The sequence below is a fragment of the Pseudomonas lini genome (assembly GCF_030812475.1).
GTDB classification, from domain to species: Bacteria; Pseudomonadota; Gammaproteobacteria; order Pseudomonadales; family Pseudomonadaceae; genus Aquipseudomonas; species Aquipseudomonas lini_A.
Map to the genome: position 1 here is coordinate 135753 of NZ_JAUSSR010000006.1, position 16474 is coordinate 152226.

At 58.8% G+C, this 16474-nt stretch carries 15 protein-coding genes; 9 read left to right on the forward strand and 6 right to left on the reverse strand.

All coding sequences use genetic code 11. From position 1 onward, the window contains the following. The first annotated feature begins 51 nt into the window (after window positions 1–51). The 5 genes from hflK (J2W17_RS13315) (at window position 52) to cfaB (ending at window position 7406) form a co-directional block, all read left to right on the forward strand. Window positions 52–2010, forward strand: a complete 1959-nt coding sequence (gene hflK / locus J2W17_RS13315) for a protease modulator HflK (RefSeq protein ID WP_307334944.1) — start codon at window positions 52–54, stop codon at window positions 2008–2010. Further along, window positions 2007–3038, forward strand: a complete 1032-nt coding sequence (gene hflC, locus J2W17_RS13320; RefSeq protein ID WP_307334522.1) for a protease modulator HflC — start codon at window positions 2007–2009, stop codon at window positions 3036–3038. Before hflK (J2W17_RS13315) ends, hflC begins: the two co-directional genes overlap by 4 nt. After that, the gene (gene hflK, locus J2W17_RS13325) at window positions 3035–4093 is read left to right on the forward strand and encodes a protease modulator HflK (protein WP_307334527.1); all 1059 of its coding nucleotides are present in this window, start codon (window positions 3035–3037) and stop codon (window positions 4091–4093) included. The genes hflC and hflK (J2W17_RS13325) overlap by 4 nt, the downstream gene beginning before the upstream one ends. Then, window positions 4090–6003 carry a cation-translocating P-type ATPase gene (locus J2W17_RS13330; protein ID WP_307334529.1) on the forward strand — a complete coding sequence of 638 codons (1914 nt, stop codon included), beginning with the start codon at window positions 4090–4092 and terminating at the stop codon, window positions 6001–6003. Before hflK (J2W17_RS13325) ends, J2W17_RS13330 begins: the two co-directional genes overlap by 4 nt. Before the next feature lie 215 nt (window positions 6004–6218). After that, on the forward strand, window positions 6219–7406 hold the full coding sequence (cfaB, locus tag J2W17_RS13335; RefSeq protein WP_307334531.1) for a C17 cyclopropane fatty acid synthase CfaB: 1188 nt from the start codon (window positions 6219–6221) through the stop codon (window positions 7404–7406). Here the strand turns inward: cfaB and cls are convergent. Continuing rightward, window positions 7403–8842 carry a cardiolipin synthase gene (gene cls, locus J2W17_RS13340; protein WP_307334534.1) on the reverse strand — a complete coding sequence of 480 codons (1440 nt, stop codon included), beginning with the start codon at window positions 8840–8842 and terminating at the stop codon, window positions 7403–7405. The two genes, cfaB and cls, sit on opposite strands and share 4 nt — an antisense overlap. A 131-nt stretch (window positions 8843–8973) precedes the next feature. On the opposite strand from cls, the gene J2W17_RS13345 reads away from it, so the two are divergent. Beyond that, window positions 8974–9495, forward strand: coding sequence for a DUF3617 domain-containing protein (locus J2W17_RS13345; RefSeq protein WP_307334538.1), 522 nt, complete (start codon window positions 8974–8976; stop codon window positions 9493–9495). Between the two features lie 65 nt (window positions 9496–9560). Here J2W17_RS13345 and J2W17_RS13350 read toward each other — a convergent pair whose 3' ends face one another. Then, window positions 9561–10466: a His/Gly/Thr/Pro-type tRNA ligase C-terminal domain-containing protein gene (locus tag J2W17_RS13350; RefSeq protein WP_307334946.1), complete on the reverse strand. Its 906-nt coding sequence runs from the start codon at window positions 10464–10466 to the stop codon at window positions 9561–9563. Between the two features lie 214 nt (window positions 10467–10680). Further along, a complete protein-coding gene (gene folE2, locus J2W17_RS13355) occupies window positions 10681–11577 on the reverse strand; it encodes a GTP cyclohydrolase FolE2 (RefSeq protein ID WP_307334541.1) in 897 nt (298 codons plus the stop codon). Window positions 11578–11688: 111 nt separating this feature from the next. On the opposite strand from folE2, the gene zigA reads away from it, so the two are divergent. Next, a complete protein-coding gene (zigA, locus tag J2W17_RS13360; RefSeq protein ID WP_307334544.1) occupies window positions 11689–12897 on the forward strand; it encodes a zinc metallochaperone GTPase ZigA in 1209 nt (402 codons plus the stop codon). Window positions 12898–12990: 93 nt separating this feature from the next. On the opposite strand, the gene J2W17_RS13365 is transcribed toward zigA, so the two are convergent. After that, a complete protein-coding gene (locus J2W17_RS13365; RefSeq protein ID WP_307334547.1) occupies window positions 12991–13347 on the reverse strand; it encodes an NADH:ubiquinone oxidoreductase in 357 nt (118 codons plus the stop codon). 27 nt (window positions 13348–13374) lie between these two features. Between J2W17_RS13365 and J2W17_RS13370 the strand changes: the two genes are divergently transcribed. Further along, complete coding sequence (locus tag J2W17_RS13370) at window positions 13375–14343, forward strand: CobW family GTP-binding protein (RefSeq protein ID WP_307334549.1); 969 nt, start codon at window positions 13375–13377, stop codon at window positions 14341–14343. 58 nt (window positions 14344–14401) lie between these two features. On the opposite strand, the gene J2W17_RS13375 is transcribed toward J2W17_RS13370, so the two are convergent. Beyond that, window positions 14402–14815, reverse strand: a complete 414-nt coding sequence (locus tag J2W17_RS13375) for a DUF3301 domain-containing protein (RefSeq protein ID WP_307334552.1) — start codon at window positions 14813–14815, stop codon at window positions 14402–14404. 117 nt (window positions 14816–14932) lie between these two features. On the opposite strand from J2W17_RS13375, the gene pdxY reads away from it, so the two are divergent. Further along, entirely contained in the window at window positions 14933–15805 is an 873-nt protein-coding gene (pdxY, locus tag J2W17_RS13380; protein WP_307334555.1) for a pyridoxal kinase PdxY, read from the forward strand. A gap of 49 nt (window positions 15806–15854) precedes the next feature. Here pdxY and J2W17_RS13385 read toward each other — a convergent pair whose 3' ends face one another. Then, window positions 15855–16337 (reverse strand): acyl-CoA thioesterase, encoded by a 483-nt coding sequence (locus J2W17_RS13385; RefSeq protein WP_307334558.1) that lies wholly within the window; start codon window positions 16335–16337, stop codon window positions 15855–15857. Between the last annotated feature and the right edge of the window lie 137 nt (window positions 16338–16474).

Consider the following 16474-nt stretch of genomic DNA (forward strand, 5'->3'; position numbering starts at 1 on the left):
CATTTCGTTATATCGTAACGAATTGAAGTGAAAGCTGAACACTGGGGTGGTATGCAAGTCGATCTGGATGATGATGGAGCTGAGATTGCCGGGCTGCCGCGCTTTCAGCAGGCAGTTTTTCAAGGCCGGCGCTTGCGACAGCTCGCCATCGGCCTGGGAGCGCTGGCGGGGACAGGGCTGGTGCTGGCGTTTTTTGTCGGGCTGTTCGCGCCGCAGTCTCTTTGGGCGGCAGTGCTGACCCATCAAAGCGCAGGTTTGCTGGTGCTGGTTGCCGGGCTTCAGTCCGCCTGGTGGGTGACGCAGTGGCGCGCCCAAGCGATGAATCCGTCAGTGCCGGCGGCGGTTATTGAACAAGCGATAAGCCCGAACGGATGGTACGAACGGCTGCTGGATCGTATTCATCAGCGTTGGCTGAGGACGCTCATGCAGATTGGCGCGCCGACGCTATGGTTGGGCGGGTGGGCGCTGTTGACGCTGTTCAGCATTGAACAGGCGTGGAACCTTGAGTTGCCGCCGGCTGCTCTCGGCTTCTCAGCCAGTATCGGTGCCGCACTGTCGTTGTTGCTGGCCTTTGGTTTGCTGGTGCTGGAACGTCAACTGACCCAGGAAAACGTTGGCCAGTGGCCCGAAGCAGGGCCGTTGGCGCAGTTGACGCGTGTAGCAATCAGCTGCCTGTTGTTGAGCGCGCTGTGCCTGCTGTTCGCCAACGAGACCTCAATCTGGCCAGCACGGCTGGCCGTCCTGATCGGCTTGCTACCGGGGCTTGTCGCTGTCGAAATGCTATTGCGCGCCGTATTGTCATTGTTCAGCCCCAGGCAGGAACGACTCGAACCGGTGATGCTGGCGCGTAGCTTCATGGCCGACATGCTGCGCTGGCCACCACAACCCTTGCTGGCGCTGCAGCACGAACTACACAACCGTTTCGGTATAGATCTGCGGCAGATCTGGGCGTTCACCTACATGCGTCGGGCCTTTTTGCCAGTGCTGGCGGTGGTCTCGTTTGTGGGTTGGTCGCTCACCGGCATTCACGAAATCCCCCTGCACGGGCGAGGCATCTACGAGCGCTTCGGCAAGCCGGTGGAGGTCTTCGGTCCTGGTTTACACGCGGGTTTGCCTTGGCCCCTGGGCCGAGTGCTGAACATTGAAAACGGCGTGGTCCACGAGTTGGCCACCAGTGTGGGCGAAGTGGCACCAGCGGTCATTGCCGAACCCGCCGAAGGCCCGGCGCCGGCGATTGCCAATCGTTTGTGGGACGCGAGCCACGTGAATGACAAATCCCAGGTCATCGCCAGCAGCCGCGCCGACAAGCAGAGCTTCCAGATCGTCAACATGGATGTGCGTTTCGTCTACCGCATCGGCCTGAATGACCAGGCGGCTCTTGCGGCGACTTACAACAATGCCAATGTACCGACCCTGATACGCAGCACCGCCAGCCGGATCCTGGTTCACGACTTCGCGTCACGCACCCTCGACGGTTTGCTCGGCGAGGACCGGGTAGGGCTTGCCGAAGAAATCGGCCGGGCAGTGCAAGCCGATCTGCAGAAACTCGACAGCGGGGTGGAAATTCTCGCTACCGTGGTCGAGGCGATTCATCCGCCGGCGGGGGCAGCCAACGCCTATCACGGGGTGCAAGCGGCACAGATTGGTGCCCAGACATTGATCTCGCGCGAACGCGGTGCGGCAGCGGAGGCCACCCATCAGGCACAGCTGCAGGCCAGCATCGCCCGCGATCAGGCAACAGCCAGCGCACATGAAATCTACGCCACCGCCCAGGCGGCGGACCTGAAATTTAGCGCCGAACAAAAGGCTTATGCCAGCGCCGGCCAAGCCTTTGTGCTGGAACAGTACTTCAGTCAACTGTCCCGAGGTCTGGGCACCGCTCAACTACTGGTGCTCGATCATCGTCTTGGCGGCAGCAACCATGCGCCGACGATCGACCTGCGTACCTTCACCCTGCCGGCTGACCCTGTGCAGCCGAGTCAATCCGCTCAACCAGGAGCTGCCCATTGAGCCAGTCGCACACGCACGATGACCACAGCGGTCACGATCACGGCCATGGCGGGCATCACTATGGACATCACCACCACCACGGTGATCCGCAACAAGCTGGCTCGTTTCCGTGGCGACGCATGGGCTGGGCTGCGCTGCTGGTGGCGTTCGCCACTGCGGCCGCGAGCCTGGTGCAAGTGCGCTCCGGGGAGGCAACGGTGATCACGCGTTTTGGCAACCCGTCACGCGTGTTGCTCGAGCCCGGTCTTGGCTGGCGTTGGCCGGCGCCGTTCGAAGCGGCCATTCCGGTGGATCTGCGGTTGCGCACCACCTCCAGCGGTTTGCAGGATGTGGGCACACGGGACGGTTTGCGCATCATTGTTCAGGCTTACGTGGCGTGGCAGGTGCAAGGTGACCCGGACAATGTTCAGCGCTTCATGCGCGCTGTGCAGAATCAGCCGGACGAAGCCGCGCGGCAGATACGCACCTTTGTCGGTTCGGCGCTGGAAACCACGGCCAGCAGTTTTGACCTGGCCAGCTTGGTCAACACCGACGCCAATCAGGTGCGCATTGCCGATTTCGAAACGCAGCTACGTCAGCAGATCGATCAACAACTACTGACGACCTATGGTGTGCGGGTTGTGCAAGTTGGCATCGAACGCCTGACCTTGCCCTCGGTAACCCTCACAGCCACAGTCGATCGCATGCGCGCCGAGCGTGAAACGATTGCCACCGAACGCACGGCCATTGGCAAGCGCGAGGCGGCTCAAATTCGTTCCGCGGCGGAACGGGATGCGCGAATCCTCCAGGCCGATGCGACAGTCAAGGCGGCCGAGATTGAAGCACAATCCAGGGTCGAAGCCGCCCAGATTTACGGTCGTGCGTATGCCGGATCGCCGCAGCTGTACAACCTGTTGCGCTCGTTGGACACCCTGGGCACCATCGTCACGCCCGGTACCAAACTGATTTTACGCACCGACGCCGCGCCCTTCAGGGTGCTGGTTGACGGCCCGCCGACCGTCGAAAACAAGCCTGGGTCGCAGCCATGAGTTTGGTTCCACGTGGAACAAATGAGCTGAACAGCCCTTGGATTCAGGCAGGGCGATTGGCTTTCCTTGCCCTGTATGGGGTGACGATTCTCGCCGCACTGGCTTGGGCATTTTCCAACGTGCGGCAGATCGATCCGCAAAATCGTGCAGTGGTCATGCATTTCGGCGCTCTCGATCGCGTGCAGAATGCCGGGTTGTTGTGGGCTTGGCCGCGTCCGTTTGAGCAGGTCATTCTGTTGCCAGCGGCAGACCGGGTTGTCGAGCGGAGAATTGAAAATCTATTGCGCAGTGATGCTGCCATGCAGGCAGATCGGGTCGCTACGTTCGCTACGCCTCTCAGTGATGCGCTGGCCGGCTCCGGTTATCTTCTGACCGGTGATGCGGGTGTGGTTCAACTGGATGTGCGGGTGTTCTACAAAGTCAGCGAACCCTATGCCTTCGTCCTGCAGGGTGAACATGTGCTACCGGCCCTGGACAGGCTCGTCACACGAAGCGCCGTCGCACTCACTGCAGCCCGAGACTTGGACACCATTCTGGTTGCAAGACCGGAGTTGATTGGGGCGGATAACAAAGCGGCCGAAAGACGCGAACGTCTGCGTGGCGATCTGGTGCAGGGCATCAACCAGCGCTTGGCGCAATTGACGGCGACAGGGCAGGGGTTGGGTATCGAGGTGGCACGCGTCGATGTGCAATCCAGTCTGCCGGGACCAGCGGTCAATGCGTTCAATGCGGTTCTGACGGCAAGTCAGCAGGCCGACAAAGCGGTGGCCAATGCGCGCACCGAAGCGGAGAAATTGACCCAGACCGCCAACCAGCAAGCCGACCGCACCCTACAGGTCGCCCACGCCCAAGCCAGTGAACGGCTGGCCAAAGCCTCTGCCGACACCGCCACCGTAATGAGTCTGGCTTCGGCGCAACAGCAGGGCCGCGATCCGCAAATGCTGCTGCGCATTTACCGTGAGCGAATGCCGAAAATCCTCGGTCAGGCCGGATCGGTGACTACGGTCAATCCGCAAGACGATTCCCGCCTGATCATTCAGGGAGCTGCCCAATGACTGCCCCGACTACCGCCGAACCGAGTCTGTTGTCTTCGGCTGAACAACGTAGCGCCGCCCGCCAATTGACCCTGGCGATGCTTGCCCTTGGTTTGCTGATCCTGGGACTGATCTGGCGTTGGTTATTGCCACAGCAAACAGGCGTCAGTCAGCTGCTGTTGGGATTTGCTTCGTTACTGGTGGCCGTGCCGGTGATGCGATCCGCGTGGTATAGCCTGCGTTACCCGAGTCTGCACGGCATCACCGATCAACTGATCGCCCTGGCCATGCTCGGCGCCTGGGCCACCGGCGATCTGCTGACCGCTGCATTGCTGCCGATCATCATGATCTTTGGCCATGTCCTGGAAGAGCGCAGTGTGATCGGGTCACAGGAGGCGATTCGCGCGCTTGGCCAGCTGACACGCAGCCATGCGCGAAGGGTTCAGGCGGACGGTTCGATCGTCGAAGTCGATAACGGCACGCTCGAGAGAGGTGATGTCGTCGAGGTGCGTGCGGGTGATCGGGTGCCAGCGGACGGGCGGGTTCTATCCGGTCAGGCGAGTCTCGATACTGCGTCCATTACCGGTGAGTCGGTGCCGCTGGAAGCGGCTGTCGGTATGCAAGTGTTCGGTGGCGCGATCAACCTCGATGGCTTGTTGCGCATAGAAGTGACTCGCACCGGCAACGAATCGACTCTGGGCAAAGTTATCGCGCTCATGCAAAACGCCGAGCGATCCAAGCCACCGATCACACGTTTGCTGGAGCGCTATGCCGGCAGCTACATGGTTCTGGTACTGCTACTGGCAGCCGTGACCTGGTTCGTGACCAACGATGCCCAGGCGATGCTCGCCGTGTTGGTGGCAGCCTGTCCTTGTGCGCTGGTGCTATCGGCACCGGCCACGGCGATTGCCGGTGTCGCCGTTGCGGCCCGTCACGGAATTCTGATCCGCAGTTCGGCGTTTCTGGAAGAGTTGGCAGACCTGACTTCGCTGGTGGTCGACAAGACAGGAACCCTGACCTTTGGCACCTTGCGTTTGCAATCCATCGACAGCCCGCTGGAGGATCGCAACCACGTCCTGCAATTGGCTGCCAGTCTTGGTTCTGCCAGTAGCCACCCCGTGAGCCGCGCGCTTGCCGGCTTGGTCACCAAAGAGCATTTTCTATTGCTCTCGGATATCCGCGAGCGTCAGGGCCTGGGTGTTGTGGCAATGACCGAGCAGGGCGAAGCCGCATTAGGTCGGCCGGAGTTGTTCGCTCAGTTGGGCATCGAAACATCGGCTGTTCCCGACCATGACGGCCCGATTGCCGGGCTGGCACTCAATGGTGAATTTCTCGCCTGGCTGTTGTTGGCTGACAGCGTCAAACCCGAGGCGCGCTTTGCCTTGAGCGAGTTGCGTGAGCTCGGATTGGGTCGGCAGTTGTTGCTCACAGGTGATCGACACAGCGTCGCGCACACCTTGGCGCTTGATGTCGGTATCAGTGATGTCGAAGCGCAAGCCTTGCCCGAGGACAAACTCAATCGCGTACTCAAAGAAATCGGCAGTGGCTTTCGGCCGATGGTGGTGGGGGACGGTATCAACGATTCCCTGGCGCTCAAGGCTGGCGTCGTCGGAGTGGCCATGGGTGCGGGAGGTGCGGACATCGCGCTGGCTTCGGCCGACATCGTACTGATCGGTAGCGACCTGAGGCGCCTCGGCACCTGTGTGCGTTTGAGTCGCCAATGCCGGCGCACCCTGCAGGTCAATGTGATCATTGGCCTGGGCTGGACCTTGGCGATCGTCGTGTTCGCTGCATTCGGCTGGCTGGGTGCGGCGGGGGCGATGATTGCTGCGTTGTTGCACAACCTGAGCACCTTATTAGTGTTGGGCAATGCGGGTCGGTTGCTGCGTTTTCAGGAACCATTGCTCAAGCTGAAGGACGACGTTGAATGAAGCGGCTGGCGACGCCTCTAAACCGGGTGCTGTGAACTTTTTAGAACTGTGTGTGGAATTTGTAGTCATCTGGTTGAGGGCATAGCACTTTATGTACTCTCGGCGGCTGGATGGGGCGTCGCGAGTTATAGGTAACGGCTATTAATTCGATAGCCAGCTATTTTTCCAGGATGGTCTACCCTCTCATCAGACGTCTGAAAAAGGGGGGCTCTCCCATGCTCGCGCAACTTCCGCCGGCCTTACAGAATCTGCAACTACCCTTACGTTTGCGACTCTGGGACGGCCATGAATTCAACCTGGGACCGACGCCCAGCGTCACGATTGTGGTAAAGGACCCACAAATGGTTACCCAGTTCACCCATCCCAGTCTCGACGCGCTCGGAGCGGCGTTTGTCGAAGGCAAGCTGGAGCTCGAAGGTTCCATCAGTGACGTGATCCGCGTCTGCGATGAATGGAGTCAGGCGTTGTTGGATGAGGACGAAAGCAATCAGCCGGTTCGTGCCGTTCATGACAAGGAAACCGATGCCAAGGCGATTTCCTACCACTACGATCTTTCCAATGCGTTTTATCAGCTGTGGCTCGACAGTGACATGGCGTATTCCTGCGCCTATTTCGAGACCGGTAGCGAGACCCTTGAGCAAGCCCAGCAAGCCAAATTCCGTCATCTGTGTCGCAAGTTGCGCCTGCAGCCCGGCGAGTATCTGCTGGATGTCGGTTGCGGCTGGGGCGGGTTGGCGCGATATGCGGCCCGGGAATTCGGCGCGAAGGTATTCGGCATTACGCTCAGCAAAGAGCAGTTGGCCTTGGCCCGTGAGCGGGTGAGCGCCGAGGGCCTGGACGATCTGGTGGAATTGCAGCTGCTGGACTACCGCGATTTGCCCCAGGACGGCCGCTTCGACAAAGTGGTCAGCGTGGGTATGTTTGAGCATGTCGGTCACGCCAACTTGCCCCAGTACTGCAAAACCTTGTTCGGCGCGGTGAAGGAGGGCGGCCTGGTAATGAACCACGGGATCACCGCCAAGTACACCGATGGCCGTCCAGTGGGGCGCGGTGCCGGTGATTTCATTGGGAAGTACGTATTCCCCAACGGAGAGTTGCCGCACTTGTCGATGATTTCGGCCGAGATCAGCGAAGTGGGGCTGGAGATTGTCGATGTCGAAAGTCTGCGCCTGCATTACGCGCGTACTCTCGATCATTGGAGCGAACGACTCGAAGACAATCTGGAGGCCGCGGGTAAATTGGTGCCTGAGCAGGCACTACGAATCTGGCGATTGTATCTGGCGGGATGCGCCTATGCCTTCGCCAGGGGCTGGATCAATTTGCACCAGATCCTGGCAGTGAAGGCCCATGCCGATGGCAGCCATGAACTGCCATGGACCCGTGACGACATCTACAACCCCTAGAGTATGGGTGAAATAAGCCGGGCGATCCGCATGCCGACCTGTTGCAGACGGCGGGTCTCCCGACTTTCTTCTTTGGCGATTTCGTGGGCCTGGGCAAAGTCATCGTCAAGCATGTGCCCCACGTCCAGGGCAAAAGCGCTGTCCACTGTCAGTAGCATCACTTCGAAATTCAGCCGGAAGGACCGGTTATCCATATTCGCACTGCCGACGGCGCTGATTTCGCTGTCGATCAACACCACTTTCTGATGCATGAAGCCAGGCTGGTAGCGGAACACCCGCACACCGGCACGCACCGCTTCGAAGGCATAAAGGCTGGAAGCGGCGTAGACGATCCGGTGATCAGGGCGCGATGGCAGCAGAATACGTACATCCACGCCACGCAGCACCGCCAGACGCAATGCGGCGAATACCGCCTCGTCAGGGATGAAATACGGACTGGTGATCCAGACTCGTTCGGTGGCCGCATGGATGGCTTCGACGAAAAATAACGAACAGGTCTCGTAGGCATCAGCCGGGCCACTGGCGAGCAATTGGCAGAGCACCCCGTCGTCAGGATAAACGTCGGGCAAAATCAGCGGTGGCAGGGAGCGGGCCGCCCAGAACCAGTCTTCAGCGAAGGATTCCTGCATGCAGGCTACGACGGGGCCCCGCACTTGCACATGGGTATCGCGCCACGGTGCCAGAGGTGGCTTTTCTCCCATGTATTCATCACCGACATTGTGCCCGCCGACGAAGCCCAGAATTCCGTCTACGACCACGATCTTGCGATGGTTGCGGAAGTTGACCTGGAAACGGTTGAGCCAGCCACTGCGAGTGGCAAACGCCTTGACCTCGACCCCGGCATCGCGCAACGGCTGCACGTAACTGTGGGGCAAGGAGTGGCTGCCAATTCGATCATAAAGTAGATAGACCTTCACGCCTTCAGCCGCTTTTTTAAGCAGCAAGCTGTGCAGACGTTGGCCAAGGCGGTCGTCGTGAATGATGAAAAACTGGATCAGCACTGCTTGCCGGGCGTGGCTGATAGCTTGAAAAATGGCATCGAAGGTGGCTTGGCCATTGATCAGCAAGCGCACCTCATTGTTGGCCAGGCATGGCATGCGCCCCAGTTTCGGCATCGCCCTGAGTGACGCGTAGGCGTTTGAAGCGCGCGCAGTCAGTGCCTCTTCGACCCAGGGTCGCCAGTTCATCTCGGCGATGGCTTTGCGCATTTCCTCGTTGGCCTGGCGCCGGGCCTTGATATAGCCATCGAAGGTGCTGCGGCCGAAGACCAGATACGGGATGAGCGTCAGGTAGGGAATGAACACCAATGACAGGGCCCAGGCGATCGAGCCTTGGGCGGTCCGAACGGTCAATACGGCATGGATCGCGGCGATCATGCCTAACGAGTGCAGAAGGGCGATCAGGTAACCGAAAATATGCGGTCCGAAATAATCCATGGGGCAGCTTTGCTCCTGAAGATTCAATGTTTAACAGACCATGTTCCGTGCAGAATGTCGCTAATTAATTGGCCCATGAACCGAAGCCCGTGGCTGACGTCTAACGGCCACTACTGATCAGGAGTTACTCGATGAACGTTCGTCTGCTGGGTTTGGCCGTGGTGTTTGGTTTGGCTCTTCCTGTGGCCGCTCAGGCGCAGATGCTGCAGCCGGGATTGTGGGAATTAACCTCGAGCAACATGAAAGTCGATGACCAGAACCTGCCCGATCTGCAATTGATCCTTGGGCAGATTCAGAGCCAGATGACCCCTGAACAGCGCGCACAACTGGAGAAGCAAGGCATAACCATGGGTGGTAAAGGGATTCGGTCTTGCCTGACGCCTGAGCAGGTCAAGACAGACAATATTCCGCTGACGGATCCGCAATCGGGCTGCAAACAGGAAATTACCGAACGTACGGGTAACCAGTGGAAATTCCGCTTCAGCTGCCCGAAGGCGCAAGGTGCGGGCGTTGCTACCTTCCTCAGTGATCGCGAGTTCACCACCAAGGTCAACGGCACTTTCAATGCTACCGGCATTCAGCAAAAGGGTAGTCTCGACACTCGCGCCGTGTGGTTGGGGCAGGATTGCGGAACGGTTAAACCCAGAGCTTAAAAACTTCGCTAGCAGGCTCGCTCCCACAGGGATCGTGTGGGTGGGCTCTGCTCGTGGTAACTCGCTCAGGCTCTCCCGAGGCCTGTTGATCTCAACCATTCACATACCGACTCGACCGCCATCCTGCCGAAATCTTCCCCTGTGTGGCTACGCACACTGACAAACCCGCCCTGCTTTTCCTTCTCGCCGATCACCACCAGATACGGTACGTGCTGACTGTGTTCGCGAATCTTGTGGCGAACCTTCTCGTTACGTAGATCTGCCCTGGCTCGCACGCCACTTCGGCGCAATGCCTCGGTCACCGACTGGGCATAATCCAGCTGACGATCATCCATGCTGACGACGATCACATGCGGCGGTGTACGCCAATGTTCCAGTTCCTGTTGGCAGGACCAACAAGTGCCGTAAATCCGTTGTGGCGAAGTACCGCTGATATGTTCCAAGGCGAACGCCTGCAACACTTTGGTGGCGGGAACATGCGGGCCCACCGTCACACATTCGAAATCCCCGAGCAGGTACGGTGATAGGCTTTCGACAGGTGTTGACTGCAATGAAGGATCTCGACGGCGGATCGGATGATTGGTTGCCGCCAATGTCTTCATGCGCGCTTCGATGCTGGCAAGGTCGACCAGAGTCAAGGGCCGCTCGTAGACAAATTCATAGAAGAAGCCATCACCCAACGCCGATCCAGTCTGTAACTGCGCACTCGGGTAAAGCTGTTTGACCGCCATGGACAACATCAGCGCGCATGAGCGGCGCAGGATCTCCAGGCCATCGGGTTCCTGCGGTGTGACGATACTGATTCGGGCATCCGCCTCGATCATGAAGGCACAATCCACCAGCACACCGTTTATTCGACCCGCCACAGCGGCTTTGGCCAACCCGACGCCAATGCTCGCGGCAACCTCGTACACGGACAGGGGTTGATCGTATTCACGCATTGAACCATCAGTCAAAGTGATCTGGATCATGGTCAGTGTCTCGAAGGTTTCGATCACATGCGCTAGCGAATAAACGCTAGGGGCAAACCTCTTAGCTGTCATTAAGACCTTGGTCGTGCGGGCGATTTGCTTGTACAGCGGACGTGCAGTTTCGCTGATCACTGCGTTGCCAAAAAAGAATAGCGGTTTTATCAACGTAGGCAGATTTCGCGATTAGCGGTAGATCAAAAAGGTTTTTTCCGGATCATTCGGCCTGCCAGTTCCAACGGCTTTCGGCGACGGCATCATGGGCGTGCAGGCTTTCGGCGTGGATGACCTGGATGTGAAACGCGTTAATCCCAGCCGAGCGTTTTAATGCCACATTCAAACGTCGGGCGGCATCTTCGCAGAACATCAGGTTCTGACCGTTGGCCAAAGCGAAGGCTTGTTCGTCGGCTCGTTTCACGGCGCTCTGGACGGCAGTGCCGAGCGCTGCTTCCACGTCGTTGATGGTCGCGATCAGTGGTAGCTCGTTCAAACGGTCATCTAGACGAAGGCGCAATTTGGCAACGCTACGCTGGCTATGGGGCGTCGCAACGATGCCTTTGGTAGAGCCAAGCCATGCCAAGACATCAGCGTGTTGCAATGCCTTATTGGCAAAATCATCAACGAATTGCTGCTGGATCAATTGTCGGGACAAGGCCGCTGAGCATGGGCAGGTTGAAGAGTAGGGAACGTCGATTTTTAGTTCCACGTGGAACATCGCGTTTTTAAGTTGCGCATTGATGCTGATTGGATAGTTTTTCCAGCCCGACAATGGGCTGACTAAAGCCGATCTTTTCAGCAGCAAATCGGTGTGAATTCTCAGATAAGCGCTGGTGGACAGCCCCTCATGACTGTCCAGAAAGCGCTGCAAAACTTGCCGTAGCAACCCGGGTGTGAGGTTTTCCTGGTCGAGCATTTCCAGCGCCAGGTACAGCCGCGACATATGAATGCCACGCACCTCGCCATCATCCAGACTCACGCCAGCATCGGCCTTTGCGCCGAGGCGTTGGCCATCGAATGAAACAGGAAGAGCAATGTCACGCATGCCCACCCACTCCAGTGGCAGGGCTTGATGTAAGGCCTGCGCGGCAATATCCGGCAGAGTCAGCGCGTTCATGAGCAGGTCCATCGTGGAAGTCGAACTCATATGTTATGTTATTACATTAACTGCAGCCACGCCTTTTTCAAACCCGACGATTTGATCGGGTATGCCCTGTGAGGAATTCTGATGCCCAACCGCCTTCCCGTAACCGTCCTGTCCGGCTTTCTCGGCGCCGGCAAAAGTACATTGCTTAACTACGTGTTACGTAACCGCGACAACCTGCGAGTCGCCGTGATCGTCAACGACATGAGCGAAATCAACATCGATGGCAGCGAGGTCCAGCGCGACGTCAGCCTCAATCGCGCTGAAGAGAGGCTCGTAGAAATGAGCAATGGCTGCATTTGCTGCACGCTACGTGAGGACTTGCTGGAAGAAGTGAGCAAACTCGCCAAGGAGGGTCGGTTTGATTACTTGCTGATCGAATCGACCGGTATTTCCGAGCCCTTGCCGGTGGCGGAGACGTTCACGTTCCGCGACGAAGACGGACAGAGCCTGGCTGACATCGCCCGGCTCGACACCATGGTCACGGTGGTTGATGGCATGAATTTCCTGCTCGACTTCCAGGCCGCCGACAGTCTCGCGTCCCGTGGCGAGACATTGGGCGATGAGGACGAACGCTCTATCACCGATCTGTTGATCGAACAGATCGAGTTCGCTGACGTGATCCTTATCAGCAAGATCGACCTGATCAGCAGTCACGAGCGTCAGGAGCTGATCGCAATTCTTGAGCGGCTCAATGCCCAGGCGGAAATCATCCCGATGGTGATGGGGGAAATCCCCTTGGAGAAGATTCTCGACACCGGTCGCTTCGACTTCGAAAAGGCCGCCCAGGCGCCTGGTTGGCTGCAGGAGCTGCGCGGCGAACACGTGCCGGAGACCCAAGAGTACGGCATCGCCTCCAGCGTCTACCGAGCACGTAGGCCCTTTCATCCGCAGCGTTTCTTCAGCTTCATCGACCGGCAATGGGTGAACGGCAAACTGCTGCGCTCCAAGGGCTTCTTCTGGCTGGCCAGCAAACACATGGATGCCGGTAGCTGGTCCCAGGCCGGTGGGTTGATGCGCCACGGTTTCGCCGGACGCTGGTGGCGTTTCGTGCCGGAAACCCAGTGGCCGCAAGACGCAGAAAGCACAGCCGGGATCATGAAAAACTGGACAGCCGCCGTCGGCGATTGCCGGCAGGAACTGGTGTTTATCGGCCAGAACATCGACTTCGCACAACTCACCGCGGATCTCGACGACTGCTTGCTGAGCGATGATGAAATGGCGTTGGGTGCCGAGGGTTGGAGTCTGCTGGCCGATCCGTTCGGCCCTTGGCATGACGAGGAGGCTGCGTGATGTTGGCGCTGGCTACGGCCTCATCCATCGCTCACTACTGCCCCCGGCGGGAACGTCGCTTGATCCTCACCCTCGACTGGCTGAGTTAGCGGCTTATGGCTTGAGCCAGGTGCCCTGGCTCTGAGCTTCGCAAAACGGCTGCAAGTACGCCGCATCGGTGGCCACGCCGTAATAGTGAATGTCCTGGCGGTAAGGCATATTGGCGACTTGGGCGTTGCGGCAAACGCCAAAGGCACCGGTTGGGCATTGGTCGACGTACTGCACTTCGACTTTCTGCCCGGGCAGGTTTGGTTGACAGAATCCGTCAGCGAACAGTTTCTCCGGGATGGTGCGGTTCTGCTGGCAGACTCTGACGTCGAGTCGTTCAGTCGTACTATGTACCACACATGCTTGAGCCAACACTTCGCCTGAAACGAGTGCCAACAGCAACGACAATCCTATCAACCGCATTCTTTGCCACCTCAGAAAATACCGACCATGTTGCAGAACATCCCGACCCATGTCATCGCCGGCCCATTGGGCGCCGGCAAGACCAGCCTGATCAAGCACCTGCTGGCACAACGGCCGCCAAACGAGCGTTGGGCGGTGCTGATCAACGAATTTGGCCAGATCGGCCTCGATGCTGCTTTGCTGACCCGGGACATCGAAGGTATAGCACTGGGTGAAGTGGCCGGGGGCTGTTTGTGTTGCGTCAATGGTGCGCCGTTTCAGATCGGGCTCGGGCGCTTGCTGCGCAAGGCGCGGCCGGATCGACTGTTTATCGAACCTTCCGGGTTGGGGCATCCGGCGCAATTGCTCAGGCAGTTGGGTGAGGCGCCCTGGCAAGGAGTGTTGGCCGTTCAGCCTTGTGTACTGGTGCTGGATGCCCAGGCGCTTGCTGTCGGCAAGCCGCTGCCGGCGGCTCAACAGGAGGCGCTGAACAGCGCAGGGTTGTTGCTGTTGAACAAGTCCGAAGATCTCGACGCCGGTGATCGGCAGCGTATCGCCGCGCAACTGCCGGCACGTCGGTTGTACTGGACGCAGCAAGCCGTATTGCCGTTGGGTGAATTGCCGGGGCTTGAAACCCGGGCTGTAGCAGGGGTGGATAACTTCAGTGTGCCTAAGGGGCTGGCGCAGATGCCGGCGGTCTGGAGTGATCCTGCATTACCGATTTGCCTGAGTCAGGAACAGGAGGGCGGTTGGAGCATTGGCTGGCGTTGGCACCCGAGTCAGGCATTCGAGGCAGCGCTTGTTGGTCGATGGCTGGAAAGCCTTGCCTGGCGGCGGGCGAAGCTGGTTATCCACAGTAACGAGGGTTGGGTTTCAGTGAATGCGCTGGATAACTCGGTGCTGCAATGGCGGCCCAGTGAGTGGCGTCGGGATTCGCGGATCGAGTTGATTTTCAGTGAGCCGCAGGATGTTGATTCGCTGCAAAGGGCTTTGGCGGAATGTCGTTTGAGATCTTGAGATCAAAAGATCGCAGCCCGGGAATTTTTTCGGAATTCAGGAGCCCGCGCTGTTTGATTTATGGGCGCCACTTGGTGTGTTCCTGCCGCCATTGGCTCAGCTCGATGACCTCGGCACGCGGCTTCACGACATCGACCACCTCAGGCGTTTCGTCGAATGGCATGGGGTAGGGCGCCAGTTCGATCTGTGCGCTGTGGGCGCCAAACTGGGTGATCGTCCCGTTGTGACGGGTTTCGCCGGTTACGGTGAATTCGAAGTTGTACACACGGGCCAGACGCCGCCGATCGTTGGCGTCTTTGATAAAGGCGATTTTTTTCAACGCCACGTTGCCGTCCAGCAACTCGATTCCGAGTTTGCTGCAATGCTGCATGACCCGCTCCAGCGCCTGCTCGCGCAAGCCATGATTATGCCATAGCCACGCGCCGCCAGTGGCAAGCAGCATCAGCACGAAGATATTTCCGAGGGTCAGCATTCAAGGGTGCTCCAACAAGATAGTGTCAGCTTAACTGCGTCGCCGGCCTGTCGTACAGGCTGTGTTTCGTCGCATACTGCGCCGCTCGAATTTCAATCGTTTTACGGAACTCACCGCATGAAACGTACGCCCCATCTGCTCGCCATCCAGTCCCACGTGGTGTTCGGCCACGCTGGCAACAGCGCCGCTGTTTTCCCTATGCAGCGGGTCGGGGTGAATGTCTGGCCACTCAATACCGTGCAGTTCTCCAACCACACCCAATATGGCCAGTGGACCGGCGACGTGCTGGCCCCGCATCAGATTCCCGAGTTGGTGGAAGGGATCGCAGCGATTGGTGAATTGGGCAACTGCGATGCGGTGTTGTCCGGTTATCTGGGCAGCGCGGCTCAGGGACGGGCCATTCTGACGGGGGTGGCGCGAATCAAATCGATGAATCCCAAGGCGCTGTATCTGTGTGATCCGGTGATGGGGCATCCGGAGAAAGGGTGCAGCGTACCGGCGGAAGTGAGCGATTTCCTGTTGGAAGAAGCAGCCGCCGTGGCGGATTTCATGTGCCCGAACCAGTTGGAGCTGGACAGTTTTTCGGGGCGCAGGCCGCAGTCGCTGTTCGATTGCCTGGCCATGGCGCGAGCGCTGCTGGCGCGAGGACCGAAAGCGGTATTGGTCAAGCATCTGGCCTATCCGGGCAAGCCGGCGGACGTTTTTGAGATGCTGTTGGTGACGCATGAAGGCAGCTGGCACCTGCGTCGTCCCATGCTGGCGTTTCCCCGTCAGCCAGTGGGTGTTGGCGACCTTACCTCCGGTCTGTTTCTGGCGCGCGTCCTGTTGGGCGACAGCCTGGTGGCGGCGTTTGAATTCGCTGCTTCGGCTGTGCATGAAGTGCTGCTGGAAACCCAGGCCTGCGCCAGTTACGAGCTGGAACTGGTGCGGGCCCAGGACCGCATTGCTCATCCGCGTGTGCGGTTCGAGGCGATGGCGATCAGTCTCTGATTACGCGCCGCACCCATTCTAAAGAACACCATCAATCTGACTCTGCAGCTCAGGCGTCGTCCTTGATTTCCTGATAACGCTTTTCCAGTTCCTGCCGAATCTGCCGACGCTGCTGGGCCTGCATGAAACGACGCTTGTCTTCGCTGTGCTGCGGTTGCAGCGGCGGGACTGGGGCCGGTTTGCGCTGGTCATCCACCGCGACCATGGTGAAGAAACAGCTATTGGTGTGGCGCACGGAGCGCTCGCGGATGTTCTCGGTCACCACCTTGATGCCCACCTCCATCGAGGTGTTGCCGGTGTAATTGACCGAGGCCAGGAAGGTCACCAGTTCGCCGACATGAATCGGCTCGCGAAAAATCACCTGATCCACCGACAAAGTCACTACATAGCGGCCGGCATATCGGCTGGCGCAGGCGTAGGCCACTTCGTCGAGGTACTTGAGCAGGGTACCGCCGTGAACATTGCCAGAAAAATTGGCCATGTCGGGGGTCATCAATACCGTCATCGACAGCTGGGCGTTTCCGGGTTCCATAGCGTTCTCACGGATCAAGGCAGTTTTGGGAAGGTCGCACCTCTGCGGGTGCGTCATCGGTTTTTTCAAACCACAGTTATCGGGAGGCCGGGCGGAGGATCGCCGTCACGCCTCAACGATCTGTTTCCATATATTGC

Bases quoted from the DNA above. Each gene is read 5' to 3' on its own strand.
- hflK (WP_307334944.1), top strand. From the start codon at position 52: ATGCAAGTCGATCTGGATGATGATGGAGCTGAGATTGCCGGGCTGCCG.
- J2W17_RS13330 (WP_307334529.1), top strand. From the start codon at position 4,090: ATGACTGCCCCGACTACCGCCGAACCGAGTCTGTTGTCTTCGGCTGAA.
- J2W17_RS13345 (WP_307334538.1), top strand. From the start codon at position 8,974: ATGAACGTTCGTCTGCTGGGTTTGGCCGTGGTGTTTGGTTTGGCTCTT.
- pdxY (WP_307334555.1), top strand. From the start codon at position 14,933: ATGAAACGTACGCCCCATCTGCTCGCCATCCAGTCCCACGTGGTGTTC.
- J2W17_RS13370 (WP_307334549.1), top strand. From the start codon at position 13,375: ATGTTGCAGAACATCCCGACCCATGTCATCGCCGGCCCATTGGGCGCC.
- J2W17_RS13350 (WP_307334946.1), bottom strand. From the start codon at position 10,466: ATGATCCAGATCACTTTGACTGATGGTTCAATGCGTGAATACGATCAA.
- J2W17_RS13375 (WP_307334552.1), bottom strand. From the start codon at position 14,815: ATGCTGACCCTCGGAAATATCTTCGTGCTGATGCTGCTTGCCACTGGC.
- zigA (WP_307334544.1), top strand. From the start codon at position 11,689: ATGCCCAACCGCCTTCCCGTAACCGTCCTGTCCGGCTTTCTCGGCGCC.
- J2W17_RS13365 (WP_307334547.1), bottom strand. From the start codon at position 13,347: ATGCGGTTGATAGGATTGTCGTTGCTGTTGGCACTCGTTTCAGGCGAA.
- hflK (WP_307334527.1), top strand. From the start codon at position 3,035: ATGAGTTTGGTTCCACGTGGAACAAATGAGCTGAACAGCCCTTGGATT.
- folE2 (WP_307334541.1), bottom strand. From the start codon at position 11,577: ATGAACGCGCTGACTCTGCCGGATATTGCCGCGCAGGCCTTACATCAA.
- J2W17_RS13385 (WP_307334558.1), bottom strand. From the start codon at position 16,337: ATGGAACCCGGAAACGCCCAGCTGTCGATGACGGTATTGATGACCCCC.
- cfaB (WP_307334531.1), top strand. From the start codon at position 6,219: ATGCTCGCGCAACTTCCGCCGGCCTTACAGAATCTGCAACTACCCTTA.
- cls (WP_307334534.1), bottom strand. From the start codon at position 8,842: ATGGATTATTTCGGACCGCATATTTTCGGTTACCTGATCGCCCTTCTG.